We start from the raw sequence: 20,645 nt of genomic DNA, 5'->3' as shown, positions 1-20,645 counted from the left end.
TTTATCCCACCATTTCGTCTAAATCCTGATTCACAGCGCTGGCGTCCTGATCGCTACGACAAACAATCAAAATCGCTGCATCCCCGGCAATCGAGGCAAAAATCCGCGGGTCGTCAAGCTGGTCAATCAGATTGCCGACCGCCGCGGCGGTACCGGGTGACATCACCAGGTGCACAAAATTATTCATCCGGTCACTGCGGACAAACGACGCCGCCAAGGTGCGCTTGAGTTTGTCCCGCGGCGAAAGTTGCTTTTCCGCCGGCAGACTATACCGATAATGACCATTGGCCATGGGCACTTTAATCAATTGTAGCTCCTTAATGTCGCGCGAAATCGTGGCCTGTGTGACATTGGCACCTTCAGCTTTCAGGGCCTTCACAAAATCACTTTGGCGTTCGATTGCCTGACTGGTGACCAAGCGCCGGATGAGCGCATGCCGTTGAGTTTTTTGCATCCTGCCACCTGCTTTCTACTAATAATTATACTACATACTGCATATTCGTGAAAGCTGATGCATAGATATACATTAGTGGCCTGGGCGCAATTCGGCGTAAGCAGCGGCCAGGGTTTGGTCGATAGCCACTGTGCTGGCGGCTTGGCCCGCCCCTTCGGTTTGCTGCAAATGAATCAGGAATTCAATGTTCCCTTCCCCCCCTTTGATCGGGCTGAAATCCAGGCCGAGCACGTTGTAACCGGCGCCAAGGGCAAAGTTGACAATGGTGGTTAAAACGCTGCGATGCACCGCTGGATCACGGACAATGCCCTTTTTACCCACATGGCTCGGGCCCGCCTCGAACTGGGGCTTGATCAAAGCCACTGCATGGCCGCCGGGCTGAATAATGGCATGCAGCGGTGGCAAAATCAGCTTCAACGAAATAAAACTCACATCGGTCATGGCGAATTCAACCGGGCCGTCAGTGAAGTCTTCCGGTTTGCTATAGCGGAAGTTGACCCGCTCCATCACCTTCACCCGGGGATCTTCGCGCAGTTTCCAGGCCAGCTGGTTGTAGCCAACATCCAGCGCATAACTCATCTTAGCGCCATGCTGCAGCGCCACATCGGTAAAGCCGCCAGTCGACGCGCCAATATCCAGCACCGTCAGACCGGTGAGATCCAAATCGAACACATCAAGCGCCTTGGCCAGTTTCAAACCACCGCGGCTGACATAAGGCATGGTTTTACCTTTCACATGCAAAATGGTGTCCCCAGCAATTTTGACCCCTGGTTTGTCCTGCCGTTCGTTGTTTTGGTCATACACTTCACCGGCCATCACAGCCCGCTTGGCCTGCTCCCGGGACATGAACAACCCTTGCTCGACCAATAGCACATCGACTCGTTCTTTTTTCACAGTTTACCTCGTTTCAAAATAGGTCAAAAAAGCGCTTAGTTGCGGTGCCGGTTGGTTCAGCGTGGCCAAGCTTGCTGCCGCTTGGGCGACTTCCTGCTGCAAAGCCTCACGACTGCCGGCCAACCCCAGCAGGGCTGGGAAAGTGGCTTTGTGCTCGGCCACGTCTTTGTTCGGCGTTTTCCCGAGCTGCGCCGCGGTTTTGGTCAGATCATTGATATCATCTTGAATCTGGAAAGCCAGACCAAAATGCGCCGCAAACGCCCGCAACGCGCCAAGGGTGACCGCGTCGACGTCAGCCAGCTGACCGCCCATCACCACGGCTGCTTCCAGCAAGGCCCCGGTTTTCAAACGTTGCAACTGTTTCAAGTCGGCTAAACTGATGGTTTGGCCTTGTGAAACCATATCCATCACCTGACCGCCCACCATGCCATTGCCGCCAATCGCTGTCGCCAGGGTTTGCAGCAACGCCACTTGCACCTGCGGCTGAGCGGTGAGCTGACCTAACAAGGTGAACGCTTCGCTTTGTAAGGCATCACCGGCCAAAACCGCCGTGGCGACATCAAACTTTTTGTGCGCGGTGGGTTGACCGCGACGCAAATCGTCGTTGTCCATTTCAGGCAAGTCATCATGAATCAGCGAATAAGTATGCACCAGCTCCAAGGCGGCGGCGGCTGGCATGGCCGCGGCGACCTCGCCGCCAAAGGTTGCCACTGTAGCCAGCAGCAAAAGTGGCCGCAGTCGCTTGCCGCCAGCGTCGACAGAATAGCGCATCGCGGCCTGTAAATGGGCGTTCTCAACCGTAGCCAGATGCTGATCCAAGAACGCGTTTAAAGGCGCCCGTAACGCCTCAGTTTCGGCTTCAAGCATGCTGATCGGCTTTCGGGTCAAATGGCGCCACCGTGCCATCTTCTTTGACCATTTGCGTCACAGTTTGTTCCGCGTTCTTCAAGGTCGCTTCCAGCTGCTGGGAAAGCTTGATGCCGGTTTTATATTGTTCCAGCGCTTCTTCCAACGGCACTTGACCTTGCTCCAGCTGCGTGACAATGGTTTCAAGTTTCTGCAGATTTGCTTCAAAGGTTGGTTCAGCCATTTTTCTTCGTCCTTTCTTGAACGACGACTGGGACAAGCCCATCCGTCACATGAATCACAGCAGCGGCTTGCGGCTTGAAATCAGCCACATGCTTGAGCATCCGCCCCTGCTCATCGGTCACATACGCATAGCCGCGCCCCAGAATTTGCGCCGGGCCCAAATGCTCCAGCCCTTCATTGGCTTGGGCAAAGGCTTGCCGCTTGGCCTGCAACAGACTTTGCATCGCCGTTTGCAAGCGATGGGTGGCTGTTTGCACAGTTTGCTGCCCTGTCGCCACCCGCACCCCGAGTTGGCGGGGATTAAGCGCAGTTTGCGCCACCTGGACCCGGTGCGCCAAGAAGTCCAATTGGGCTTTGGTCGCAGCATGCAGGCGGTTTTTCAGCTGGTCGACTTGCTGCAAATACTGATCATACAAGCGCTCTGGTTGCGTGAGCACCACGCTGCGCCGCGAGCGATCGAGGCGCTCTTGGGCATTCGCGATGCGATTTTTCATCGCCGTGGTCAAACGCAAGCGGTCTTGGGCAAGCCGGTCTAGCGCATCCACCAGCGGCACCGGCGTCACTAGCTCCGCTGCCGCGGTGGGGGTGGCGGCACGGTGGTCAGCGATGAAGTCCGTGATGGTGGTGTCAGTTTCGTGACCGACCGAGCTGACAATCGGCATCGGCATGTCGACCAAGGCCCGCGCCACCTTTTCTTCATTGAACGGCCACAGATCTTCAATAGAGCCGCCGCCGCGGCCGATGATCAAGGCGTCAAACCCACCCATGGCTTTGACCCGCTCGAGCTGAGTGACAATGGTGGCCGCTGCAGTATCGCCTTGCACCTGAGCCGGGAACAAGACAATCTGCAAAATTGGGTAGCGCCGCGCCACCGTGGTCATAATATCTTGAATCACCGCGCCACTGGGACTGGTAATTACTGCCACCCGCTTGGGAAACGGCCGCAGAGGCCGCTGGTTGCGGGTGAATAAGCCTTCTTTTTCCAGCTTTTCTTTCAGCTGGGCTAAGGCTTGATACAAGTCACCAACGCCATCAGGTTCCATTTTGTCGATGACGATTTGATATTGGCCACTGGCCGGGTATAGCGTCACGCGGCCAACGACCCGAACCTTCATGCCTTCTTCAGGCTTAAATTTGAGCTTGGCAAAGGCCGACTTAAACATGACCACACTAATTTTGGCGTGATCATCCTTCAAGGAAAAATACTGATGCCCCGGGCGTTGGCGGAAGTTGGACACTTCGCCGGTTAAAAAGACCTGTTTCAAATACGGATCCAGGTCAAACTTACGCCGCAGGTATTCCGTCAGCAAACTGACGGTCAAAAAATCAGGCTCACTCATGCACTCGCCTCTTTGCTAGCGCCACAGTTTGCGTCATTAACCCCGCAATCGTCATTGGCCCCACCCCGCCAGGCACTGGCGTAATGGCACTGGCCACCGGCGCCACACTGGCGTAGTCCACATCGCCGACCAGCTTCCCGGCGGCGTTGTGATCCATGCCGACATCGATGACCACTGCGCCCGGCTTCACTGCGTCCGCTGTGATGAATTCAGCTTGGCCAGTAGCCACCACCAAAATATCCGCCTGCTTGGTTATGGCAAACAGATTTTGGGTTTTGCTGTGGGCAATCGTCACGGTTGCGTCATGGTTAAGCAGTAGCGCCGCCATGGGCCGACCCACGATATTAGACCGCCCCAGCACCACGGCATGTTTCCCGGCCACGTCAATGTGGTAATGCTCAAGCAAAGCCATGATGCCAAAAGGCGTCGACGCGATGATTTGGGGCATATTTTCCCAGAGCTTGCCGACGTTCAGAGGATGGAATCCGTCCACATCTTTGGCGGGATCAATGGCTTCGATCACCGCGTTTTCGTCAATTTGCGGCGGCAGCGGCAGTTGCACCAAAATACCATCGATACTGGGATCTTGATTGAGCGCCACCACCTGCGCCAGGACTTCTGCTTGAGTGGCTGATTTGGGCAAAGTGCGACGGATGGAATTGATGCCCAATTCTTCCGCCCGCCGTTGCTTATTGCGCACATAAATGGCGCTGGCCGGGTCATCGCCCACCAGCACGACGGCCAGCCCCGGGGTCACGCCCTGGGCCTTAAGCGCCATGATTTCAGTTTTAAGTGCGGCCATCATGGTGTTAGCCGTTTGTTTGCCATCAAGTCGAATCGTCATGTTCTTCCCCCTTGCAGTCCGTGCGGTGCGACTGGGTCATTAGATATTTCGCCGTCGTCAGCGCTGACGACCATAAAGCAAAAGCCGGCTCCGCTTTACGCAGTAGTCGGCTCGTGGTCAGGCCTCAACAAAATGGCCTAAGATCCCGTTGATGAACTTTGCCGCTTGATCGTCGCTGTACGTCTTCGCCAGTTCAATGGCTTCATTGACGGCCACGCGATTAGGCACGTCAGCCACTGCGGTGATTTCGTATAGGCCAAGGCGTAGCAAAATCAAATCGGTTTTGGAAAGCCGCGCTAAAGTCCAGCCTGCTTTAAGCTTACCTTGAATCTGTTCATCCAGTTCCGGCTGCTTGGCCAGCACGCCATCCACCAGCGTCACCAGATAATCTGGCGTGGCGGCGCCTTCAGGCAGTACCTCTTGGTAAACCGTTTCGCGGTCAGCATCAGGATTGGTCGCCAGCGCAAACAGCACCTTGAAGGCGGCTTCCCGTGTATCATGTCTGTCTAGCATTTACTTGTCGTCCTCGTTTTCGCCATTGTCATCGGCAAATAGGGCCTCGGCATCGAGCTTGGGCGCCTTTTCTGGCACGACGCCAACCACATGGACATTGACCTCATCGAGGGTCAAATCGGTCATGTACAGCAATTGTTCACGCAAAGTCGATTGCATGGCCAAAGCCACTTTTGGCACGGACACGCCGTAATCGAGATAAACATAAACATCGGCGGTGAGCCGCTTGCCGTCGACTTTCAAATCGACGCCTTTGCCATGATTGGCACGACCGAACCATGAATTAATCGTGCTGGCCATGCTGCCGCGCATTTGATAAACCCCGTCCACGGACACCGCGGCGATGCCTAAAATCACTTCCAGCACTTCTGGAACGATCTCAATCGTGCCTTGCGCATCCGTCCGATTTGCCAGAATGATATTCGATTCTTCTGCCATGCCAATTCCTCCTGTCTCGTGCCACACTGCTATCGTTCAAAAGTCTAACGCATCAAACCGTCAGCAGCAACTGCCGCGCTTTTACTTATGCGCGAGAAATGTAACTGCCGTCTTGCGTATTGATGGTCAAGACATCGCCTTCGTTGATGAAAAATGGCACCTGAACGACCAGGCCTGTCTCCATCGTGGCCGGCTTGGAGCCGCCTGAACTGGTATTGCCCCGCACGCCAGGTTCGGTGGCGGTCACCGTCAAATCAACAGTGTTCGGCACTTCAACGCCCAGCGTTTCGGCCCCGTGCATCATGATTTTGACTTCCATGTTTTCTTTCATGTACTTCAGCGCATCCTGCAATTCATCGCCTGGCAAAGAAAGCTGTTCATAAGTACTGGTATCCATGAAGACATAGCTATCGCCATCAGCATACAAATACTGCATGGTCTTGGTATCAATCTGCGCCTTTTCAACTTTTTCAGTGGAACGGAAGGTCTTTTCTTGAACGGCCCCGGTCCGCAGGTTCTTCAAAGTGGACCGCACAAACGCGGAACCCTTCCCTGGCTTAACGTGTTGGAATTCAACAATCCGCCACAAGTCGCCATCGACTTCGATCGTCAAACCATTTTTAAAATCGTTTACTGAAATCATAAATTTCCTCCATAACTGCTAAATCGCTACACTTTACTATATCAATCAGGCAAAGGCCATGCAAGCAGAAGGACGAAAGAGAAAAGGCGAAAGGCTGCGGAGCGGGCCGCAACTACAGGCTGCGAAGGACGGCGAGCTTAGCGCCCCATTTGTAGTTGCGCTCCAGGTGGCCAACGCCCAAGCGAATAGCTACGCTCAAGGCCTCACCGGCAAAGTGCGCCGGCAATGCCTTGAGCTAGGCTATTCGTTGGGCTAAGAGCGGCCACCTTCCGCAGCCTGATACCAAGCCACTTTTCTCTCAGGTCTGATCTTGCGCTGGCACAATCAATAACTCACTTGGCGCCGGCGTGGTGAGGTACTGCGCCCCATCCGCCGTGATCAAAAGGTCGTCTTCGACCCGCACGCCGCCTAAATCTGGGACGTAAATGCCAGGTTCGTCGGTTTCCACATTGCCAATGGCTTGCGGCACATCCCGGTAAGGCCCCCAGGCACCTGGCCCTTCATGAATCGATAGGCCGATACCATGCCCGGTGCCATGGCCGAAGTACTGGCCATAGCCGGCTTGGTCAATGAACCCATGGGCAAAGTCGTTGATAGTTTTGCCCAACACCCCTGGGGCCATCATCTTCGCCGTGGCCTGGTTGCATGCCGCCACAATCTTGTAAATGGCTTTGAGCTTAGGATCAGGTTCACCCACAGCAAAGGTCCGGGTGATGTCCGAGACATAGCCTTGGTAGACGCAGCCCCAGTCCAGGGTCACCACATCACCGACTTCAATCTTTTTGGCTGTGGCGGCGCCATGCGGCATCGCCGCGCGCGCGCCGCTGGCCACAATGGTCTCAAACGAGGTCCCGCTTGCGCCTTGCTGACGCATGAAAAAGTCCAGGTCGGTGGCCACTTCCAGCTCGGTCATTCCAGGCTTAATCGTCGCCAACACGTGTTGATAACCAGCTTCCGCAATCGCAATGGCACGTTTGATGAGCGCTAGTTCATGCTCGTCTTTGACTTCGCGCAGTTGCGCCACAACATTTTGGGTAGGTTGCCAGTGCAGGCCCTCAGGCAACTTCGCAAAGTCGGCATAGGTCAGCGTTTCCGCTTCAAAGCCCACGGTCTTGAGCCCATGGGCTTGGGCCAAGCTGCCGGCTTCCGCAAACAAGCCATGTTCATGCAACACCATTTCGGCCTCGGTTACTTCTTGTTTCACCTGTTCCGTAAAGCGTGAATCGGTGATGAGCCAGGCCTTTTCAGCGCTGACCAAGAGCGCACTTTCATCGCCGGTAAAGCCAGTCAGATACGTGACGTTCACTGGGTCGGACACCAGCAAGGCATCAAGCTTCAGGGGTTTGAGTTGCGCTTGTAAATTGGTTAAACGGGTCATGTGATCCCTCCATTTTTCCAATAACATACAAAAAACGCTCCGTCTCCGGAGCGTTCAGGATTATTCAGCTTTTGCTGCTGGATAAACAGATACTTGTTTCTTATCGCGGCCAAGGCGTTCGAATTTCACAACGCCATCTGCGGTTGCAAACAAAGTATCATCGCCGCCACGGCCGACGTTAACGCCTGGGTGAATCTTGGTACCGCGCTGACGGTACAAGATGTTACCAGCCTTAACGAATTGACCGTCGGCACGCTTGCTGCCAAGCCGGCGACCGGCAGAGTTACGACCGTTTGAAGTCGAACCGCCACCTTTGTGGTGAGAGAAGAACTGCAAATTCATCTTTAACATAAGTTGTACACCTCCGAGTATCGAATATTGAATCAGGCTTGTTGCTGGGTTGTGACGTGCAAATAATCGCCGTAATTTTCTTCAATGCTGGTCAGGGATAACAGCAAATTCTCAAGGAGAATTTGCGCGATATGCTCCTGTTCACCATTCACTGGTTGTTCCAGCGCCAAAACCAAGTGCCCGCCATTGACCTCATCTGCGTCAACATCCGGCTGAAAGCCGGCTAACGCTTCGATGCCATTGACAGCGCCGATACTGACGGCTGAAACCGCGCTACAGACCAAATCGTGCCCGTAATCACCTGAATCGGCATGGCCGGTTAAGCTAAAATGGCTGATTTCACCTTGCGCGTCCCGCGTAAAAATCGCTTTGATCATGCGAACTCCTTGTTAGGCGTTGATCGCGTCGATAACCACTTTCGTATATGGCTGACGGTGGCCCTTCTTCTGGTGTTGATGCTTCTTAGGCTTGTACTTGTAGGTAACAACCTTCTTTTCGCGCCCTTGCTTCTCAACTTTACCAGTGACCGTTGCACCGTCGATTGTTGGTGTGCCAATCTTGGCATCGCCTTCGCCGCCGACCAAAATCACTTGGTCGAATGTAACTGTCTTGCCTTCTTCAACATCGAGCTTCTCGACGTAAAGTGCTTCACCGACTTCAGCCTTGTATTGCTTACCACCGGTTTTGATAATTGCGTACATCTTGTGCACCTCCTGTTGCCCGTAGGCTTTTTCCCCTGAGTACTCGCCAAGTCAGGTGCTACGCTTGAAAACCTGACGTTGTGCGGTTGCAGTTGAGGGGTGACAAATACAACGTTCAGATTGTACCAAAGAAAACCCGTCAACGCAAGTCTTGGCGGTAGGTATTGTCGCCGCCGCGCTTGGCCGGTATACTACCTTCAGGAGGTGGATGGCGTTGGTTGCTTTGTTGATTGCTTTGATCTATCTGATTTCGGCAGGTTTGCTCTTGATCACCACGGCACGCTTGCATCAACCGTTGAATCTCGTGGTGGCCGGCTGCTTGTGGGTCATTCTATTCGGCCTCAGTCTCAAATTCTGGAGGCTTGGCGGTTTCACCCTGCTTTACGGCTTGTGGATGTTGGCCATGATTGGCGGCTTGTACGGCCTGCGGTATTATTTCCACCGGACGAAATAGAAAAAGGCTCGATCAAACTGCAATCGAACCCTGCCCCTGCCAAGGACCTTCAGTATACCACCAGTAGCGAACCTGCGACCAGCGCCACCATCATTTTGAAACGAAAAGTCAAATCGGCACCTCGCTTACCTCGCGAGATGCCGATTTTTAATGTTATTTCGTCCGCAACGGCAGTAACAATTCGCTTTGGGCCAGATCAACGTGGAAATTGACCACCGTCTCGGTCCGCTGGGTCTGCGCCATATCCGCGCCATGAATGATCAGCGCCAGATGGCGACTGGCCGGCAAGTTCAAATGCGTTGGCTGCAAATCGAACTCGACGGTGAACGGTTGACCCGGCACCACCGGCACGTTTTCATACGCGTTGTGCTGGTTTTGAACGTTGACGTGACCGAAACTGATCAGCTTGCTGGCAGACGGCTGTTTTTCCGGTTTGAACTCCAAAATCGAAGCGGTTTTGAAATCATAGCCGAGTTGCCAACCGGCTGGATCAACCGCACTGGCCACTGGCGTGAACCGCAACGCATCCCCCACATCGACTAACCGCACCGACAAAATGGCCGTTGGTTGGTCAATCCATAGCCGCAGCTTCAGATGCGGGACGCCTTCCAAGGTGACGGCTGTGCTGAACGCTGGCAAATCCAGCCAAAGGCGCGCGTCATTGTAGCGTGAGTCAGGCTTGATGATGTCTGCTTCGAATTCATCAGAATTGGAATGGGCGGCTGTGAAAATGCTTGTGGCATTGTCAGCAAAACCAGCTCGCGGCGCTTTGAAGTCTGTGGCCAAGTTCAGCGGCTTCACCTCATGGTCACTGGCTGGCGCGCCAAAATCTGCGTAAGTGTGCCAGGTTTCCGGCGTCACGTTATCTTGCACCGTGACATTCGGCAAGGTAGCAGGTGCGTCGTTCTCAACGTCGAGCAATTCGTAGGATAGCCACAAATTCAATTGGTCAGCGAAGTCCAGCGAGCGAATGTTGTCGAGGTAAGTGTGTTGGCCTTGATGCAGAAATAACTTCTTATTGATAGGCAAATCCCGCAAGCCATTCCAGAAGCGAATGGCATTGGCCGGTTTGACGTTCCAGTCGTTGAGGCCGTGTTCAATCACCACATCGCAGCGAATGTCTTGCAAGTGGTTGCGATAGTTGCGCTCATCCCACCAGGCACTGTAATCGCCAGTTTGACGATCTTGATCAGCGGTGATTTGGGCCAAGACACGGTCCCAAGTGGGCTTTATTTTCAGATAATCGCCCGTTTGTTTCTGCCGGGAGAAGGTATCCACCGCCAGTACATCAGCGTCTTCCCCTTGGAACCCACCAGGCGCCACCACTAAACCGTTTTCCCGGTAATAATCGTACCAAGAGGAAATGGCAGATTCGGAAATCACGGTTTTCAGGCCCGCCACGCCACTGGTGGCAGCGGCGATTGACAACGTGCCCAGGTAAGACTTCCCTGTCATGGCCACTTTACCATTGCTCCACCAGGCTTTGATTTCGATGCCGTCGGTACGGTTGGTGAAAGCCTTGCGCTGGCCGGTCAACCATTCAATCACTGCCACAGCGGAGTCGGTTTCACTTTGTCCCCCAGTGCTGCGGACACCATCTGAGCCGCGGGTGCCGACCCCGCCAGAGTACACCGTCGCGAAGCCCCGCGGCAGCATAAAGTCATTAAACATGTAGATGCCATTTTCATCGCCGTAAACTTCAGCGGTCGTGCTTTCGCCATTCACGGGTTGATGAGGCAAGTCCGCCGGCGCCGGCACTTTGGCTGTGACTTCAGCGCGCGTGTGCGACTCGGTCTTCACCGCCAGCGTCGGATCAGGCTTGTGGGTAATCCAGTCGACATCGTTGGTGCCATGAAAATAAGGATTGGCCGTGAACAGTACCGGCATTTTGACGCCTTGATCCGTGGCCGATGGCCGGAAAATCGTCACTTCCAGCATGTCCCGTTTGCCATCTTCATCAGTGTCCAGGTCCGATTCCACCCACACCACTTCACGGTGCAAGTGGCGCGCATCAAACACTGCCTGCGCCTTACCATTGAAGAAGAGATACTCCGGTTTGGCCTTACCGGTTTGGAAGTCCTTAAAGAACCCGCGATTGGCCAAATCATCCAAATAGTTGACCAAGTGCTTCGTGCGCGTGCACAGCAGCAAATACAACGCCGCATAAAAATCCGCTGCGGACTCAATCGCATCGTCGACGACTGGCAGCTGGGTTTTGGCCATAAAGCCAAGGGCATCATCCAGTTGATACTCCGTCAGGGGTTCAAAGCCCAGCAGTTGCAAAGCAATCGCGTAAAAGATTTCGCGGCTAATGGTCGCTGGCTTAGTGGCCAGCCACTCCCCCAGGTCGAGCTTGGCTGTGGCGGCCACTGCGGCAAAGGCTTGCTGCTTGGCAGTATTCGACAACGCCTCTGGAAAAAGTTTGGCATAGGCCGCGCTGGCGACCGCCGCTAAAGGTTGGTCCAGCGTCACGTCAAAGCCGATGGCAGTCAGTTCCTGGCATTGCTGGTCAAAGTTGACGGTGACACGGCCAAATTGATTGAGTTTCAAAGCAATTCCTCATTTCTTCTTCATTTCTTTCAGTCTAGTCGACTCACCGCCGCCTTTCAAGCCAAGCAGTGATTGACAGGCCTCGTTGCCCGTTCGTATAATGGAAAGCGTGCTGCGATAGTAGCTCAGTTGGATAGAGCAATGGTCTTCTAAACCATCGGTCCCGAGTTCGAATCTCGGCTATCGCACTTTTGAGCCAAGAAAAACCCGCAAATTTGCGGGTTTTTTTAATCTTCTGATTAGTGGGTTAAATAGGTCGTCATCGCTGGTAGCGCCGCTTCGGCTTCTGTCATCCCGGTTTGATGCAAAGCGGTTAATTTGTTGACATCACGCTCCAGGCGGCCAACGGTGACTGGCTCTTGTGGCGCAATGACAAAGACCTGTCCTTGCTGCTCGAGTTGCTGCAGCTGAGCAGCCTGCTGGTTATACATCTCTGGCCGCGCGCTGGCGGTGCTAGCAAAGGCCGGATATTCGGCAAAACTGCGCTGATAAGCACGGCGCAACACGGCGCTCGTCGGGTTCTTGCGGTAGGTGCGCTCTCTCGTGCGGACCACCACGATTTGATCAAAGCCGCGCTTTTGGGCATAAGCGAACGGAATGGAATCGGCAATCCCGCCATCCAGGCAGACGCCAGCGTTCGTCATTGCTAGTGCCGAGATAAACGGCATCGCGGAGCTGGCCTTCAAATCTGCCACCAAGTCGCGCCCTTGAGGATGTCTAAAGTACACAGCCTGGCCGGAAGCCAACGCCGTTGCGACCACGACAAATTCGCTGGTTGAGCTGCGGTAGGTCCGCTCATCAAAGTTCTCCCAATCACCGCTGTGAGGAGCAAATAGATAATCAAGATTGATAATGTCCTGGCGTTTAAAAGCCCGGCGCAGGGAAATATAATTTTTATCTTGGCGGTGTTTGGTGTTGATGGTATTGGTCCGCCCAATCTGCTCGGACAAGTAGTTTGTCCCACAAAGCGCCCCGGCTGACACGCCAACCACCAGTTCAAAGTGAATGTCATGCTTCAAAAACGTATCCAAGACTCCGGCGGTGTACTGACCGCGCAAAGCCCCACCTTCTAAGATCAGTGCTGCTCGATACATTTACTTCACCTCTGATTCGCGTTGGGTCGGCGTCGATTCTGCCGGGTCACTTGGGGCCGGCGCAGCATCCGCGGGGGCATCACTTGCCGAGCTCTCGCTCACTGTATCCGCTTCTTGATCTTCTGCAGCTTCAGCAGCGGTCTGGCCTTCAACCGTCACAGCCTCGTACGCACCAGTGGCGAACACCACATAGCGCTGACCTTCCTGACTGGTCACAACGAACTGAATCGGCGAAGACACCGCCACGGTGCCACTTTCAGTGTGCCAGCCGAAATCGCCAACTTTTTCCGTTAGCAAGCTTTCTGCAGCAGCAGCGCTGGTGATTGGCTCCCAATCCAAGGGCAGATGGCCGTTCTTTTGTTCGAGTTCAGTAATGGTGGCGCGATCCGTCGGCAGCCCTGACTTGGCCGCGGGCTGGCGTAGAATGTGCCAGACCATCGCCGCCGCCAACACCAGCGTCAGCACACCCCAGATGACCTGATGCGCCACCATCAGTAGCACCGCGAGGATGACCCCCACGATTCCGGTAATCAATGCGCCTTTCAAGTCTCGCGTCTCTTTGGTTTCGTCTTCCATGTCATGGCCTCCGTTTCTTTGTGTTCTATCTTCGCACACCCAGCCCGCTGGCGCAAAAAACCTTTCTCAAAAGACGGCCAGGCTGCGGAGGGCGGCGGGCTTGGGTCGACGACTCCCCTAGCCTGGCGCAGCTACCAGGTTGCGGCAGTGCGGCCTTAACCCATTCTGCTCTGCTCAGGCGATCTACGACTTCCGACTGATTTTACGCCACCAGAAGGTTTTCTTTTGACTTGCTTACTAAAATATAGTATAGTTATTTCATCGCTACTGAACGACCATTCATGCGTGATCGAATGGAGGTAATACACATGAAATACAGAATTCAATTAGATACCAATACGCAACAATTTATCGCAATCGACCCAGCCAACCAAACTCACATTGGTCGCGGCGCGACGATTGAACAAGCCGTAGCTCAGCTTTCACGCTAAGCACAGCAAAAGCCGGAGGGAAAATTTTTCCCTCCGGCTTTTTTGGTTTGGTTTGGCTTAGTAGAGTTCGAGGTACTGGCTGCGTTCCCATTCGGAAACACTTTGCCGGTAAGCGGCCCACTCGAGATCTTTGGAATCCGTGAAACTGCGGAACAGATGCTCGCCTAGCGCATTTTTGACCACTTGATCCGAAGCCAAGGCCTTCAAAGCGTTGTGCAACGTCGAAGGCAAATCTTGGATGTGGTTGGCTTTGCGTTCAGTATCTTGCATCGAGTAGATGTTACGATCCACCGCATCTTCCGGATCCAGCTGGTTGCGCACGCCATCGAGGCCCGCCTCCAGAATCGCCGCAATCGCCAGGTAAGGGTTAGCCGTTGGATCGACCGACCGCATTTCCAGCCGCGTACCCAGGCCGCGGGATTGTGGCACCCGAATCAGCGGACTGCGGTTAGTGCCAGACCACGCGATGTAAACAGGCGCTTCATAACCAGGGACCAAGCGCTTGTAGGAGTTAACGGTGGGGTTGTTGATAGCCGTCAAGCCGCGCGCATGGGCCAGCAGACCCGCGAGAAAATGCATGGCCACTGGACTCAGTTTTTCATCTGCGTCCGCATCATAAAAAGCATTGCCTTGCTCATTGAACAAGGACATGTTGATGTGCATCCCCGAACCATTGATGCCTTGCAAAGGCTTGGGCATGAAGGTGGCATACAAGCCGTGTTTGCGGGCGATGGATTTGACCACCAGCTTGAAAGTCTGAATATTATCCGCAGCATCAACCGCGTCGGCATACTTAAAGTCAATTTCATGCTGACCTGGGGCCACTTCATGATGAGAAGCTTCCACTTCGAAGCCCATTTTTTCCAATTCCAGCACGATATCGCGCCGGCAGTTTTCCCCTAAATCAAGTGGGGCAAAATCAAAATAGGAGCCCTTATCATTCAGTTTCAAAGAAGGTTCGCCATTTTCATCCAGCTTGAATAAGAAGAATTCAGGTTCTGGGCCAATGTTAAAGGCGGTGTAGCCAGCCTTGTGGGCGTCTTCCATGACCCGAATCAGATTGTTCCGGGGATCGCCGACAAACGGTTCACCATCAGGCTTATGCACACTGCAAATCAACCGCGCAATTTTGCCGCCGTCGTTTTCCCAAGGGAAAAGCAGCCAGGTGTTCAAATCAGGGAACAGCAGCATGTCGCTTTCTTCGATGCGGACAAAGCCATCGATGGAAGAGCCATCAAAGGTCATTTTGTTGGCTAGGACTTTCTCTAATTGCGAAACCGGCACCTCGACGTTTTTGATGATGCCGTTGATGTCAGTAAACATCAACCGTAAAAATTCAACGTTTTGCTCTTTGACGCTCTGCCGAATCATATCAGCAGTAATCGCTTGTTTAGCCATGAAGTCGCTCCTTTTCCCTTACCGCTACGGACGAAATCCGAAACCTTGAGTCGGCTGATCCGGTCCGCTTGGATTCAGCCGTCCCTGACTGAGCAATTCCTCACGCAACATGCGCCGCACCTCTTCGTCGCTGAGTGGCTGGCGATGGCGCGGATGGCGCTGCTGTTTGATATCGGCAATCGTGAAGCCATCTTTCAGCTGGGTGCTAATTTCAAGCAACGCGTCGATATTGTTTAAGGAATACAATCGGTGATTGCCCGCCGTCCGCTCGGTTTTGATCAAGCCCTGTGCTTCGTAGTACCGAATCTGACGCGCAGTCAAATCGGTTAACGCCATCACTGTCCCGATCGGCAAGACTGGGCGGGTGCGAATGTCATCTATGTCTGGCATCAGCCTGGCCCCCTTCATCACGTGTACCAGACTACCAACTTCAAAACCAGGCGTCAACGACTGATGTCAGTTTTTCTGACATTTGCAATAAAAAAGATTCGGCCACTGCCGAATCTTAATCGCTTAATTGAAAAATGTGGCCTGGGCTGCCCCAATCGTGGCCAGCTTGGCATGGGCGTAGGTCAACCCGCCTTGCATATACAAGGTGTATGGCGGCCGCATTGGCCCATCGGCGGAGTACTCGATGGTGGAGCCTTCGACGAAGTTGCCGGCAGCCATAATGACCTTGTCTTCATAGCCGGTCATTTCCTCGGCAATTGGCGTCACGAAGGCATCAATCGGTGAATTCTGCTGCACGGCTTTAGCAAAGGCACTCATGTCTTTGGGGTTACCAAAGTTGACGGTTTGAATGAGGTCCGTCCGCGGCGCATCCCAGCTTGGGCTGACCTGCAGACCTAGCTTCGCCAGCAGTGCGGCCTCAAAGATGGCGCCTTTGATCGCGCCACCGGTGACCTGCGGCGCGATGAAGAAGCCTTGGTACATATCGGCCAAATTGCCGTAGGTCGCGCCTTCTGCCCCGCCGATGCCAGGCACCGTCATACGGTAGGACACCCGTTCGACCAGATCTTTGCGGCCCACAATGTAACCCCCAGACTTGGCCATGCCGCCGCCAGCATTTTTGATCAAGGAACCAGCCATCAAGTCAGCGCCGACTTGCAGCGGCTCGATTGGTTCGGAAAATTCGCCATACGCATTGTCGATGAACACCCAGACGTCTGGTTTGATGGCCCGCACGGCTTTAATCATCTCGGCGATTTTGGCCACCGTAAAGGATTCGCGGGTCGCATAGCCGCGGGAGCGTTGAATGGTGATGACCTTGGTTTCTGGCCGAATCCGTTTTTGAATGGCAGGCAAATCGGCACTGCCATCAGCCTTCAGCGGCACATAATCCGCCTTGATCCCGTATTCCTTGGGACTGCCAATGCCATTGCCAGCCATCCCCAGCACTTCCTGCAAGGTGTCATAAGGCGCGCCGGTGATATAAAGGATTTCATCACCGGGCCGCACCAACCCGAGCATCGCCACCCCAATCGTGTGGGTCCCAGAGACGAACTGTGGCCGCACCAAAGCGTCTGCATACGGCGCCCCACCGCTGAGCACGTCGGCATAAATGGCTTCCAGCTTATCTCGGCCGACATCACTGTCGCCATAGCCGGTGGAACTGATCAAATCGCTTTCCGCCACTTCATGGGCCCGGAAGCTATCTAATACTTTCGCTTCGTTGGTCAGCACCTGGTCATCAATCGCCGCCAGCCGCGGCGCGATTTGGGCATCAACCTCGGCCACGGTTGCCATTAATTTCGGATCAAACTTATCTTGCCACTTCATCAAAATGAACTCCTCCTTGAATGCGCCACGCCGAAACCAAGGCCGCCGCTTGTGCCGGCGCCTTCGGATCAGCAATCAGATCCAGCCAGTGGGCCGGCATCTGATGGCGAAAATACGTTAATTGTCGTTTGGCGTAATGCCGTGAATGTTGCTGAATCAGCGCCGTAGCCTCAGCTAACGACTGCTCTTTGGCCAAATATGGGAGCAGCTCCTTGTAGCCGATGGCCTGCAGCGCCTGAGCAGTCGGCGGCGCCTGCGCTAACACTGCTTGCACTTCAGCCACCAAACCTGCTTTCAGCATCGCTTCCACCCGCGCATTAATCCGGTCATACAAGGCCGCCCGCTCAGTGGTGAGGGCCAAAACCAAAGTATCGTATTGCGGGGTGCTCGGTGGCTGCGCCGAAAATAGCTGACCGGTTTGCTCAATCACTTCCAGTGCTCTGATCACCCGCCGCGAATTACCGGTCGGAATTTTGGCCGCCGCCGCCGGATCTTGGGCGGCCAGTTGCTGCCATAGCCAGGCTGTGTCATGAGCCGCTAACGCCGCTTGCCACCGCGCGCGGCTTGGTGAAGCGGCCTGGGTGCCCAGCGGCAAGCCCAGCCTTAGCGCGTTCAGGTAAAAGCCAGTCCCGCCCACCACAATCGGTAGCTTCTTGCGCCCGGCAATGTCAGCAATCGCCGCTTCGGCCCGACGCTGAAATTCAGCCGCAGAAAAACTAGCACTTGGCGGCACGATATCCAGCAAATGGTGCGGGACCCCGCCTTGCTCAGCCACAGTCACTTTGGCTGTGCCAATATCCATGCCCTGATAGATCTGATAGGCATCACCATTGATGATCTCACCATCAAATTGCTTGGCCAAAGCCACGGCTAAAGCACTTTTGCCGGTAGCAGTTGGGCCACCGATCATTAATACTTGCGTTTGGTTAGAATTATTCCCGCTCAATGTCATATATCAAGTATAATGTAGTTAGCACTTAAGTTCGATATATTGGAGGGATTTTTATGAAACACAAATTTGCGACTGGGTTCTTACTCGGACTTGCCACTGCGGCCGGCGCCGTGGCCGGTGCGGTGTTGACATTCAAAAAGTCTTACATCGAACCCGTTGAAGAAAAAGTCGATGAGATCAATGCTAACCGCCGCAAGGCCAACCGCAAATCTCACGCTGCTCACCAAGGCTGACCCTACCTCGCTCCTAGTGATGGGTTATGTTCACTCAAAACGCAAAAAGACGTGCCTGCTTGCAATTCGCAAACAGCCACGTCTTTTTCATTATGCTTCGCGCTTCTTCGTTTTGCCGGACCAGTTATCATAACCGCCCTTGAGGAAGTACAGATGCTGGAAGCCTTCCTTGCGCAGCTTGCGCGCCGCACGCACGGACATGGCACCGGTTAAATCATACAGATACACCGGTAAGTCCTTACGCAGTTCCACTTGGCGCTGCTTCAACTGCGTGTATGGCAGATTGCGGGCGCCCAGGATATGGCCGGCGTCAAAGTCGCCTTTTTCCCGGAGATCGATAATCTGCGCCTTGCGCATCGTCGCTTCAAAGTCTTCCGGCGTCATTTCGCCGCCGACCGCTTTGAGCCGTGACTTCTGCCACATTTGATACAAATAGTTGGCGGCCCAGACGACCAGCCCAATCCCAACAACAACCAGCAACAAGTTCCCCATTACAAATTCGCTCCTTAACAGACTCTTCGCCCTGATTTTTTAATGCTAATGCTCCTTATGCGCGAGCCAAGCTAGCGGCTCCCACCACACCGGCGGTATTGCCCAAGGTGGCTAAACGCAGGTGCGTGGTGTTGCGCACATTCGGGAAGGTAAATTCGTTGAAGTACTTCTGGACCCGAGTCAGCAGGAAGTCGCCGGCTGCAGAAACGCCGCCGCCGATCAGCAGAAATTCAGGGTTCAGCATGTTCCCAATATTCCCCAAACCGAGGCCAAGGTAATAGCAGACTTTATCGACAATCATCAAAGCCAGCTTGTCGCCGGCCTGGGCGCAGTCGAAGACGATTTTACTGGAGATGTCTTCACCATCATCCAAAATCTGCTTCAAACGCGAGTCGCCGGCAAATTCTTCAGCCATATCGCGCGCCACATGGACAATCCCAGTGGCGGAAGCAACAGTTTCCAGGCAGCCGCGCTTGCCGCAGGTGCACATGTAGCCGCCTGGTTGCACGGTCACATGGCCGACTTCCCCAGCAGACCCAGCCGCGCCATGCAGCAAGATGCCGTCAGAGACGATACCGGCGCCGATCCCGGTGCCCAAAGCCACCAGCGTCACGTTGTCAGACTTGTCGCCGGCACCCTTCCACTGTTCACCCATCGCTGCCACGTTAACGTCGTTGTCGATGGCAAAAGGAATGCCAGTAGCCGCTTCAATGTCGCGCTTTGGGTACTGCATCGTCTTCCAGTTCAGGTTGTAGGCGCCAATGACCGTGCCTTGGGCAGGATCAACCGTCCCTGGCGTCCCCATGCCGATGCCTTGGAAATCAGCTGCCGTCATGTCGTAGAGCTTCAAGTGGTCCTGGATGGACGCAATGATATCAGGGATGATGTGACTACCTTCATCCAAGATATTCGTGTCAATGCTCCACCGTTGTTGAATTTCACCGTCTTCGGTTAAAATTGCAAACTTGCAGGTCGTACCGCCTAAATCAACGCCCATCAGTTTCTTGTCCGCCATGATTGTTTCCTCCATGTGTTTTTATTAAAGGATGCTTCTCCTCTTGAGCATGTTCGTGTCGGAGCACGATTTTGGCTGAGGCATAAGTTTTATCATCAATTAGCTGGGCTTTGTGAAGGCGATCCACTTCCACCGCTGCTAATTCGATATCCCACAGCCGCTCACCGACGTGAACGTAGGTGCCGTAGCGCTTGAGTAATTGCAAAACGTCATAAAAAGTCTTCATCAGAATGCCCCGAAAGCGGCCCACACCATCGCGCCTGAGGCCACGACCAACACGGCGGCAGCGATAACTTGGCGCACCCGGCTGCTGGCAAAACGCGGGACACCTAGCACCGTCGCAATCAAGAAGCCGCCAACAAACCCGCCAATGTGACCCCAAATATCAACGCCGCTCATGAACAGATCCATCACCAGGTTCAAGCCCGCCAGCAAAATGAACTGCTTGGCCAGTGCTGTGATTTGCGGATCATCGCGGAAGGTATCATAGAGCATCAGAAATGCCCCCATCAGCCCAAACAGCGAGGTCGAAGCCCCAGCCGCTAGCCCGGTTGAATTAAACACTGCGCTCGCTAAGTTGCCGGTAATGCCTGACAGCAGGTACACCACGAAAAACCGCCAGTGGCCAAAAATGCGCTCGGTCAGCATGCCCAGGTAGTACAGCGTGACGCCATTGACGACAATGTGCATCAGGCCGATATGGACAAAAATCGGGGTAATCAACCGCCACCACTGGCCTGCTTCAATCAGCAGGTTGTAGCGCGCGCCGAACTGCAGCAGCACCATGGTATCAGTACTGCCACCAGCCAGCGTTTCAAGCAGATAAACCAACACGGTAATGCCAAGCAAGCCATAAGTGACAAAAGGCTGGTTAGCAAGTCTGCGGTAGCCAGAACTGTGCAAAGGGGTGGCTCCTTTCTGAATCAAACCATGTCAACGTCATGCATTAAAAAACCGCTACCCAACCAACTTGGGAGCGGCCGGTGCGCACAACAACAGAACATGTCCAAGTTTCACAAATCAGTG

General features: G+C 54.2%; 27 protein-coding genes, 1 tRNA gene and 1 other annotated feature. Of the genes, 4 read left to right on the top strand and 24 right to left on the bottom strand.

Annotated elements, in window-relative coordinates:
* Window position 1: 1 nt before the first annotated feature.
* From argR to rplU, 13 genes are all read right to left on the bottom strand, one after another.
* Complete coding sequence (gene argR / locus EKM90_RS03010; RefSeq protein ID WP_125579582.1) at window positions 2-454, bottom strand: arginine repressor; 453 nt, start codon at window positions 452-454, stop codon at window positions 2-4.
* 72 nt (window positions 455-526) lie between these two features.
* Window positions 527-1,348, bottom strand: coding sequence for a TlyA family RNA methyltransferase (locus EKM90_RS03005; RefSeq protein WP_125579581.1), 822 nt, complete (start codon window positions 1,346-1,348; stop codon window positions 527-529).
* A 3-nt stretch (window positions 1,349-1,351) separates the two neighbouring features.
* Window positions 1,352-2,215 (bottom strand): polyprenyl synthetase family protein, encoded by an 864-nt coding sequence (locus tag EKM90_RS03000; protein WP_125579580.1) that lies wholly within the window; start codon window positions 2,213-2,215, stop codon window positions 1,352-1,354.
* On the bottom strand, window positions 2,208-2,438 hold the full coding sequence (locus tag EKM90_RS02995; protein WP_125579579.1) for an exodeoxyribonuclease VII small subunit: 231 nt from the start codon (window positions 2,436-2,438) through the stop codon (window positions 2,208-2,210). Before EKM90_RS02995 ends, EKM90_RS03000 begins: the two co-directional genes overlap by 8 nt.
* A complete protein-coding gene (gene xseA, locus EKM90_RS02990; RefSeq protein WP_125579578.1) occupies window positions 2,431-3,777 on the bottom strand; it encodes an exodeoxyribonuclease VII large subunit in 1,347 nt (448 codons plus the stop codon). The genes EKM90_RS02995 and xseA overlap by 8 nt, the downstream gene beginning before the upstream one ends.
* Window positions 3,770-4,621 (bottom strand): bifunctional methylenetetrahydrofolate dehydrogenase/methenyltetrahydrofolate cyclohydrolase FolD, encoded by an 852-nt coding sequence (gene folD / locus EKM90_RS02985; RefSeq protein ID WP_125579577.1) that lies wholly within the window; start codon window positions 4,619-4,621, stop codon window positions 3,770-3,772. The genes xseA and folD overlap by 8 nt, the downstream gene beginning before the upstream one ends.
* 117 nt (window positions 4,622-4,738) lie before the next feature.
* The gene (nusB, locus tag EKM90_RS02980; protein ID WP_125579576.1) at window positions 4,739-5,134 is read right to left on the bottom strand and encodes a transcription antitermination factor NusB; all 396 of its coding nucleotides are present in this window, start codon (window positions 5,132-5,134) and stop codon (window positions 4,739-4,741) included.
* Window positions 5,135-5,572 carry an Asp23/Gls24 family envelope stress response protein gene (locus EKM90_RS02975; RefSeq protein ID WP_125579575.1) on the bottom strand — a complete coding sequence of 146 codons (438 nt, stop codon included), beginning with the start codon at window positions 5,570-5,572 and terminating at the stop codon, window positions 5,135-5,137.
* A gap of 85 nt (window positions 5,573-5,657) precedes the next feature.
* On the bottom strand, window positions 5,658-6,215 hold the full coding sequence (efp, locus tag EKM90_RS02970; RefSeq protein ID WP_125579574.1) for an elongation factor P: 558 nt from the start codon (window positions 6,213-6,215) through the stop codon (window positions 5,658-5,660).
* 298 nt (window positions 6,216-6,513) lie between these two features.
* Entirely contained in the window at window positions 6,514-7,593 is a 1,080-nt protein-coding gene (locus EKM90_RS02965) for a M24 family metallopeptidase (protein WP_125579573.1), read from the bottom strand.
* A 60-nt stretch (window positions 7,594-7,653) separates the two neighbouring features.
* Window positions 7,654-7,944: a 50S ribosomal protein L27 gene (rpmA, locus tag EKM90_RS02960; protein WP_125579572.1), complete on the bottom strand. Its 291-nt coding sequence runs from the start codon at window positions 7,942-7,944 to the stop codon at window positions 7,654-7,656.
* A gap of 32 nt (window positions 7,945-7,976) precedes the next feature.
* Window positions 7,977-8,321: a ribosomal-processing cysteine protease Prp gene (locus EKM90_RS02955; RefSeq protein WP_125579571.1), complete on the bottom strand. Its 345-nt coding sequence runs from the start codon at window positions 8,319-8,321 to the stop codon at window positions 7,977-7,979.
* A gap of 12 nt (window positions 8,322-8,333) precedes the next feature.
* The gene (gene rplU, locus EKM90_RS02950; RefSeq protein WP_054663477.1) at window positions 8,334-8,645 is read right to left on the bottom strand and encodes a 50S ribosomal protein L21; all 312 of its coding nucleotides are present in this window, start codon (window positions 8,643-8,645) and stop codon (window positions 8,334-8,336) included.
* A 28-nt stretch (window positions 8,646-8,673) separates the two neighbouring features.
* Window positions 8,674-8,743 (bottom strand) — a sequence feature (ribosomal protein L21 leader region).
* 116 nt (window positions 8,744-8,859) lie between these two features.
* Between rplU and EKM90_RS02945 the strand changes: the two genes are divergently transcribed.
* Window positions 8,860-9,099 (top strand): hypothetical protein, encoded by a 240-nt coding sequence (locus EKM90_RS02945; RefSeq protein WP_125579570.1) that lies wholly within the window; start codon window positions 8,860-8,862, stop codon window positions 9,097-9,099.
* Between the two features lie 153 nt (window positions 9,100-9,252).
* Here the strand turns inward: EKM90_RS02945 and EKM90_RS02940 are convergent, their stop codons facing one another.
* Window positions 9,253-11,649: a Xaa-Pro dipeptidyl-peptidase gene (locus EKM90_RS02940; RefSeq protein WP_125579569.1), complete on the bottom strand. Its 2,397-nt coding sequence runs from the start codon at window positions 11,647-11,649 to the stop codon at window positions 9,253-9,255.
* A 114-nt stretch (window positions 11,650-11,763) separates the two neighbouring features.
* Between EKM90_RS02940 and EKM90_RS02935 the strand changes: the two genes are divergently transcribed.
* A tRNA-Arg gene (locus tag EKM90_RS02935) sits at window positions 11,764-11,837 on the top strand.
* A gap of 51 nt (window positions 11,838-11,888) precedes the next feature.
* Here EKM90_RS02935 and EKM90_RS02930 read toward each other — a convergent pair.
* Together EKM90_RS02930 and EKM90_RS02925 are read right to left on the bottom strand one after the other, a co-directional pair.
* Entirely contained in the window at window positions 11,889-12,743 is an 855-nt protein-coding gene (locus EKM90_RS02930; RefSeq protein ID WP_125579568.1) for a patatin-like phospholipase family protein, read from the bottom strand.
* Window positions 12,744-13,319 (bottom strand): hypothetical protein, encoded by a 576-nt coding sequence (locus EKM90_RS02925; RefSeq protein ID WP_125579567.1) that lies wholly within the window; start codon window positions 13,317-13,319, stop codon window positions 12,744-12,746. It lies immediately after the preceding gene.
* Between the two features lie 308 nt (window positions 13,320-13,627).
* On the opposite strand from EKM90_RS02925, the gene EKM90_RS13110 reads away from it, so the two are divergent.
* On the top strand, window positions 13,628-13,750 hold the full coding sequence (locus EKM90_RS13110; RefSeq protein WP_263852864.1) for a hypothetical protein: 123 nt from the start codon (window positions 13,628-13,630) through the stop codon (window positions 13,748-13,750).
* Between the two features lie 57 nt (window positions 13,751-13,807).
* On the opposite strand, the gene glnA is transcribed toward EKM90_RS13110, so the two are convergent.
* The 4 genes from glnA to miaA all read right to left on the bottom strand — a co-directional run bounded on the left by glnA (window position 13,808) and on the right by miaA (window position 17,879).
* Window positions 13,808-15,148, bottom strand: coding sequence for a type I glutamate--ammonia ligase (gene glnA / locus EKM90_RS02920; RefSeq protein WP_125579566.1), 1,341 nt, complete (start codon window positions 15,146-15,148; stop codon window positions 13,808-13,810).
* A gap of 24 nt (window positions 15,149-15,172) precedes the next feature.
* Entirely contained in the window at window positions 15,173-15,538 is a 366-nt protein-coding gene (locus tag EKM90_RS02915; RefSeq protein ID WP_125579565.1) for a MerR family transcriptional regulator, read from the bottom strand.
* 123 nt (window positions 15,539-15,661) lie between these two features.
* Complete coding sequence (locus EKM90_RS02910; RefSeq protein WP_125579564.1) at window positions 15,662-16,927, bottom strand: methionine gamma-lyase family protein; 1,266 nt, start codon at window positions 16,925-16,927, stop codon at window positions 15,662-15,664.
* A complete protein-coding gene (miaA, locus tag EKM90_RS02905) occupies window positions 16,911-17,879 on the bottom strand; it encodes a tRNA (adenosine(37)-N6)-dimethylallyltransferase MiaA (RefSeq protein WP_125579563.1) in 969 nt (322 codons plus the stop codon). Before miaA ends, EKM90_RS02910 begins: the two co-directional genes overlap by 17 nt.
* 53 nt (window positions 17,880-17,932) lie before the next feature.
* Between miaA and EKM90_RS02900 the strand changes: the two genes are divergently transcribed.
* Window positions 17,933-18,112, top strand: coding sequence for a DUF3042 family protein (locus EKM90_RS02900; RefSeq protein ID WP_125579562.1), 180 nt, complete (start codon window positions 17,933-17,935; stop codon window positions 18,110-18,112).
* Between the two features lie 90 nt (window positions 18,113-18,202).
* Here the strand turns inward: EKM90_RS02900 and EKM90_RS02895 are convergent, their stop codons facing one another.
* The 4 genes from EKM90_RS02895 to EKM90_RS02880 form a co-directional block, all read right to left on the bottom strand.
* Window positions 18,203-18,535: a rhodanese-like domain-containing protein gene (locus tag EKM90_RS02895; RefSeq protein WP_373301005.1), complete on the bottom strand. Its 333-nt coding sequence runs from the start codon at window positions 18,533-18,535 to the stop codon at window positions 18,203-18,205.
* Window positions 18,536-18,659: 124 nt separating this feature from the next.
* The gene (locus tag EKM90_RS02890; protein WP_125579560.1) at window positions 18,660-19,619 is read right to left on the bottom strand and encodes an ROK family glucokinase; all 960 of its coding nucleotides are present in this window, start codon (window positions 19,617-19,619) and stop codon (window positions 18,660-18,662) included.
* A complete protein-coding gene (locus EKM90_RS02885) occupies window positions 19,591-19,845 on the bottom strand; it encodes a YqgQ family protein (RefSeq protein WP_125579559.1) in 255 nt (84 codons plus the stop codon). Before EKM90_RS02885 ends, EKM90_RS02890 begins: the two co-directional genes overlap by 29 nt.
* Window positions 19,845-20,522, bottom strand: coding sequence for a rhomboid family intramembrane serine protease (locus EKM90_RS02880; RefSeq protein WP_125579558.1), 678 nt, complete (start codon window positions 20,520-20,522; stop codon window positions 19,845-19,847). The genes EKM90_RS02885 and EKM90_RS02880 overlap by 1 nt, the downstream gene beginning before the upstream one ends.
* Window positions 20,523-20,645 lie beyond the last annotated feature (123 nt).

It is taken from the genome of Lacticaseibacillus suibinensis (assembly GCF_003946175.1).
In the GTDB taxonomy this organism is placed as follows: domain Bacteria; phylum Bacillota; class Bacilli; order Lactobacillales; family Lactobacillaceae; genus Lacticaseibacillus; species Lacticaseibacillus suibinensis.
This window is presented reverse-complemented; position numbering and strand designations above follow the sequence as displayed.